6 protein-coding genes are annotated in these 4,740 nt (G+C 66.9%); 2 read left to right on the forward strand and 4 right to left on the reverse strand.

Annotation, left to right across the window (positions count from 1 at the left end; genetic code table 11):
- Nucleotides 1-194 precede the first annotated feature (194 nt).
- Nucleotides 195-1,289: a hypothetical protein gene (locus EB084_19755; protein NDD30500.1), complete on the reverse strand. Its 1,095-nt coding sequence runs from the start codon at nucleotides 1,287-1,289 to the stop codon at nucleotides 195-197.
- 24 nt (nucleotides 1,290-1,313) lie between these two features.
- Nucleotides 1,314-1,580 (reverse strand): hypothetical protein, encoded by a 267-nt coding sequence (locus EB084_19760; protein NDD30501.1) that lies wholly within the window; start codon nucleotides 1,578-1,580, stop codon nucleotides 1,314-1,316.
- 199 nt (nucleotides 1,581-1,779) lie between these two features.
- Here EB084_19760 and EB084_19765 point away from each other — a divergent pair, with 199 nt between their 5' ends.
- Nucleotides 1,780-3,117 carry an SGNH/GDSL hydrolase family protein gene (locus EB084_19765; protein ID NDD30502.1) on the forward strand — a complete coding sequence of 446 codons (1,338 nt, stop codon included), beginning with the start codon at nucleotides 1,780-1,782 and terminating at the stop codon, nucleotides 3,115-3,117.
- Nucleotide 3,118: 1 nt separating this feature from the next.
- Here the strand turns inward: EB084_19765 and EB084_19770 are convergent, their stop codons facing one another.
- The gene (locus tag EB084_19770) at nucleotides 3,119-3,649 is read right to left on the reverse strand and encodes a hypothetical protein (GenBank protein NDD30503.1); all 531 of its coding nucleotides are present in this window, start codon (nucleotides 3,647-3,649) and stop codon (nucleotides 3,119-3,121) included.
- A gap of 7 nt (nucleotides 3,650-3,656) precedes the next feature.
- A complete protein-coding gene (locus tag EB084_19775; protein NDD30504.1) occupies nucleotides 3,657-4,442 on the reverse strand; it encodes a hypothetical protein in 786 nt (261 codons plus the stop codon).
- A gap of 18 nt (nucleotides 4,443-4,460) precedes the next feature.
- Here EB084_19775 and EB084_19780 point away from each other — a divergent pair, with 18 nt between their 5' ends.
- Nucleotides 4,461-4,667, forward strand: coding sequence for a hypothetical protein (locus EB084_19780; GenBank protein ID NDD30505.1), 207 nt, complete (start codon nucleotides 4,461-4,463; stop codon nucleotides 4,665-4,667).
- Nucleotides 4,668-4,740 lie beyond the last annotated feature (73 nt).

Consider the following 4,740-nt stretch of genomic DNA (forward strand, 5'->3'; position numbering starts at 1 on the left):
TCGCCTCCTGAGGGCTTCTCCTGCTCATTCGGGGCCGGGTTCGACGTGGCGCTCTTGTCTTCGGTCATTGTACGGGCTCTCCAGCAAGACGACGTGATGGGTTGTGCTTCCTGAGAACCGCGGGGTTCTCCTTCAGGTGCCCGACGCGGGCCGTCGCGCGCGCTGCGCACAGAGCACGGCGGGTGCGCGGAAGGTCAGGGAGCGATGCTCGGGCTCGCGAGCGGCGGCCATTTGAACGGCGGCGGGGTGAATTGCTTGCCTTGCAGGTCGCTGGGCCCGCCGGGCTGCTGCGGGAACTCTCCGCTCTTCGGGTCGCTCACCGGCAGATGAGGGGGGAGCGGGGCACGTCGGGCCACCTTGCCGTGATAGCCTGTCCAGAGCTCGGCAGTGGCCGAGAAGGGGACGCGCAGCCCCTTGTGGTCGCCGTAGATGCCGGGATCGGTGACGAGGCCGAAAGCCGTGAGCCGTCGACTCGAGGGGGTGAAGGTGAGGTAGCCGGTGACGTTGGCTTCGGCCACGTTCTTGTCCTTGCCGTGCCAGAGCTGGTGCTCGCAGGCGTAGCGACCGCTCAGCAGCACACGCGTCTCGGGGCCTGTCTCGCTCACGCTGCCGCGCAGCGACGACTCGAGAACCGCGCCGGCGAGGTCGAAGTTGGTCGTGGGAGGGCACATGTGACGCACGAGCCTTGCCACCACGTCGGCGGGGATGTCATAGGTCGCCCCTCGCTTTGCTCCTGCGGGCGGCAGCATCGATTCTTCCTGGGCGTGCGACAGCACGCACCAGTCGTCGATGGGGCTCTTGACCCGAATGCTGAAGAGGAGCTTCGACGGCGGTGGAGGAGCGGGAATCGGCGGCACGTCGTAGTTCAATGACGCGACCACGCGCGGTTCCTGGCTCTTCAGGTCGCCGTCGAGCAGGAAGCGGGCGGAGACGTGCAGGGCGATGTCGTCCGGCTCCATGTTCTCGAGCACGCCGGGCACATATCTCGCCAGGGGGGCGCCAGGCGCGTGATGCATGTCGGCAACGACCTGGTTGATGACCTTCTCCACCTTTTCGGCGTGTGCTTCCACGTCCTCGACGTGGAAGCCGGCCACCGGCTCGCCCTCTGGGGAGATGATCCAGAGCTGGGGGCCGCCCCGATAGTTGAAGTCACGGCGCCGCTCATAGAAGCGGGCACGGAGGCGGAGATACCAGTCACGGCTCTCCGGGTCGGTGTTCACGAAATCGACGAAGCACGGAATGAAGTACGCGTTGAGCGTCTCGATGGTCTGGGGTTTCGAGAGGAACACGCCCCTCGAGTCTGCTACGCCGCTTCAGACACGGCCCGTACAGAGGTCGCCGTCGCCGGTGACGACGAACACCGGCCTTCCCGATGCGCGTGCCAGGGGGAAGGCGGTGTTCAGATCGCGCGCCCAGCCGATGTCGCGCACGGCGAGCTCGCTCGACGAGCAACGCACTGCGTCGATCTGCGATCTTACAGCGGCCTGGGTGTGCGTGAACGAGTGCGCGCTCGAGGCGGTTGATCGGAGCAGCGCGAAGGCGAGCAGGTTGGCGAGTACGAGCAGGACGACTCTTCTCACGGTGGGCTCCTCGGATCTCTGCGGTGGAAGGTTCTCGACGTCTCAGCGATGCGCGCCGGCGACATCTCGCCTTCGGGCCAGCCGCGGAGATGCGTCTGGGCCGCGCATTCCGAATCATAGCACAGCAGCAGGGGTTTGAGAAGCAGAGCGTGGCGAGCGTTCGGAGGACATCACCAGGAAGACGTTGAAGCCGGATCGCATGGGCATCGAGGCCAACAGCGGCGCCGCAGCGCCGTCCCCCCCTCCCGCGCAGGACGAAGGCAGCGCCGCTTCCACCACGGGGCGGCGCGCGCGCGCATCCACCACCCCCGCAGCGACCCTCATCATCAATGCCGTGCTGCTCATGGGAGCCATCGTCGCCGTTGCGCTGTGGGGGCAGTCGTGGCTGCGCGACATCTCGCCGACCTGGGTGCGCGCGAACGAATCGTACGAGGGGCTGGCCTCGTTCCCCCCGTCGAATCCTGGGCTTCGGCCCATCCTGGCGTACTTTGCCGTTCAGGCCCTGCTCGGGTTGCTGGTCGCGCTGGCGGCGCTTCAGGTGCTCATGCTTCTGGTTGCGCGCTGGAACGGTCCGCCGTCAGTCGCCTTCATGGCCATCGCGCAGATGCTCGTGGTCATGGCGGGCCTGTTCTACGTCGAATGGGGCATGCAGATACGCATCGGTCCCTTCCGCGGAAGCAACGCCATGTACCCCCATCCGACGCGCCACTGGAGCTTCAATCCCTACGCCGATGCTGCGCGTTACTACAGCGACAGCCATGGCCTCAAGGGCATCGACGACCCGGGGCCCCGGCAGCCCGGGGAGTTTCGCATCCTCTGCCTGGGCGACTCCATCTCCGCGGGCAACGATCTCCCCGAGAAGTACACCTACGAGTTCGTGATGCGGGGCGACCTGCAACGGCGATTTCCGGGGCGCCTCTGGCGGGTGAAGAACGGCGCTGTGAACGGCTACTCGATTCAGCAGAATGTCGCCGTGCTCGAGGAGCTCTACGACATCTGGAAGCCTGATCTCATCGTCGCCGAGTTCACCCACGCGAACGCCGAGATCGTGCAGATGTACGAGGGCGGCGTGATGAAGTATGACGCCTTCAAGTGGCTGCGTCGGCAGCTGTTCAAGAGCGATTTCTACCTCTGGCTGCGCCGCGAGATCAACTACAGCTCGAGCAGCGTCGACGCGGCCGCGGCGCGCAAGGCGCCCGGGGTCGACTGGCAGAACGATCCCAAGGTCATGTACGCGGGGCTCGATCGGCTGTGCGCATTCGTGCGCGCCCACGACACCAAGGTCGTGTTCTACCTGCCGTTCCTGCTCGACCATCGCGGGCAGCACCATCAAGACGTGGTGGGCATGTACGCGGCGGAGCACGGTTACCCCAGCATCGACATCCAGGCCAAATGGGACAATGTGTCCAACATCACCGAACTGCTGCAGGACACCCACCATCCCAACATCCCGGGGTGCGTCATGCAGGCGCGCGATCTCGAAGATGCGCTGGTGCAGCTCAAGCTCATCCCCACGGCGCCCGCGACGGGGAAGTGAGTCAGGGCGCCGCGGTGAGGGTAAAGGCGAAGACCGCCTCGTTGTGACGCGTCCCGTCATTGGAGACGGTGAGGCCGAAGCGAGGGTAGGTCATGTCTTCAAAGGGGACCGGCGCGGCGTGCACAGACCGTGATGGGGGCTCTCCAAGCAGCGCTTCCGTGCGCTGGCGTGCCTGCCCCCGCGACAAGAGGTGCTTGCCGTCCTTCTCGAGCACAGGGCCTTGCACCATGCGGCTCACGTCGCCGTCGAACCACACGCCCACTGAGTTTGCGTCGGTTCGCTGTGCTCCTTGCGTGCCCCCAAGAGCGAAGACGTGCCGCGTGCCTTCTTCTGTCTCGTCGACGCGCACCGCCTGCCCCAGCACACGTTCAATCGCCGGCTTCGTCATGCCGACGCCGACCCCCCCGATGGTGAGCGCGGGAGGGGTCTCGCGGGGGGCGTACCGGCAGAGCAGGCCGATGAACGCGAGCACGAGCAGCAGCCAGAGCAGGTCGGAGCGTTTGCGCATGACGCCATGATACCCGAAGCGCACACATCTGTCACGGGGGGGGCACGGTGAGGGGCATCGGGCGACTTGTCTCCGGGGCTTGAAAGCGTCCTCCGCCAGAGGCTGGACCGAGCCAGCGCAGCGCTCCGGAGGCCAGCTCTCCGTCGAGGGCGCCAGGGGTGTGCCTCAGCGCCGCGGCCTGCTCGAGCGTTTGAATGCCGTGGCGCATGTCGCCTTCAACCACGTCGTGCAGCCCCTCGAAGGTGAGGCGCTGCACGGCGAGCGTGCCCGGGTCTCTTGCCTGGTCGAGGGCCTCGCGGCTCACCCTTCCCTGGTAGTAGCGCAGCAGGATGCCCGGCCATTCCCCGTCGCGGCCCCATTTCGAGGAAGCCGACTCGAGAAAGGTGCCCGCGTCGGCCTGGTCGAGCAGGCGGGAGGCGCACCATCCGATGAGGCCCACGGGCACCGGTCGGCGCGGTGCCGGGAGCGAGAGATAGGCCTGGGCGTGATCACGGGCGTCCTGCAGCCGATGGGTGCACAGGTCGGCGTATACCAGGTGGAAGAGCGCGTCTTCCGAGGTGGGGTCGAGCGTCGCCGCTGTAAGCAGCAGCTGGCGCGCATCCTCGTACTGGTCGAGGCCGAACCGCAACATGCCCACGCGGGCCGTGGCTTCCGCGGAGTCGTCGTAGATCGCCGCCTCCGTCGCATCTGCGAGGGCTTCCTGCGGCCGCATCGACTCCTTGTTCAGCTCTGCCCGCTCGAGCAGGGCATGGTGGTCACACGGGTTCAGCGAGATCGCGCGGTCGAAGTCCGGAAAGGCCTGCTGGCGCACATCCATCGGTTCCTGCACACCGCCTTGCCGGATACGTCCCGCGCACACCCAGACGGCGGAGCTCTGTGGCGTGAGCGCTGCCGCCCGCTCGACGAGCGCGCGCGCGTCTTCACGGGGAAGCGCCACAGCGCGCTCGAGCAGCGCTTGCGCGAGCTGATTGTTGCGGTGGGCGGCGACTCCAGCAGTAGCGGCCAGCAGGACGACGAGCAGATATACGGTCAGACCAGGTGAGGGACGCCAGCGGCGGGTTTTCGGACGTGCGGGTTCGACCACTTCCGGAGTCTTGTGACGTCGCCGCGCCGCA

The organism is Pseudomonadota bacterium, assembly GCA_010028905.1.
In the GTDB taxonomy this organism is placed as follows: Bacteria; Vulcanimicrobiota; Xenobia; order RGZZ01; family RGZZ01; genus RGZZ01.

What these genes read in the sequence shown, in the direction of transcription:
- EB084_19765 (NDD30502.1), top strand. Translation starts at nt 1,780, where the DNA reads ATGGGCATCGAGGCCAACAGCGGCGCCGCAGCGCCGTCCCCCCCTCCC.
- EB084_19775 (NDD30504.1), bottom strand. Translation starts at nt 4,442, where the DNA reads ATGGATGTGCGCCAGCAGGCCTTTCCGGACTTCGACCGCGCGATCTCG.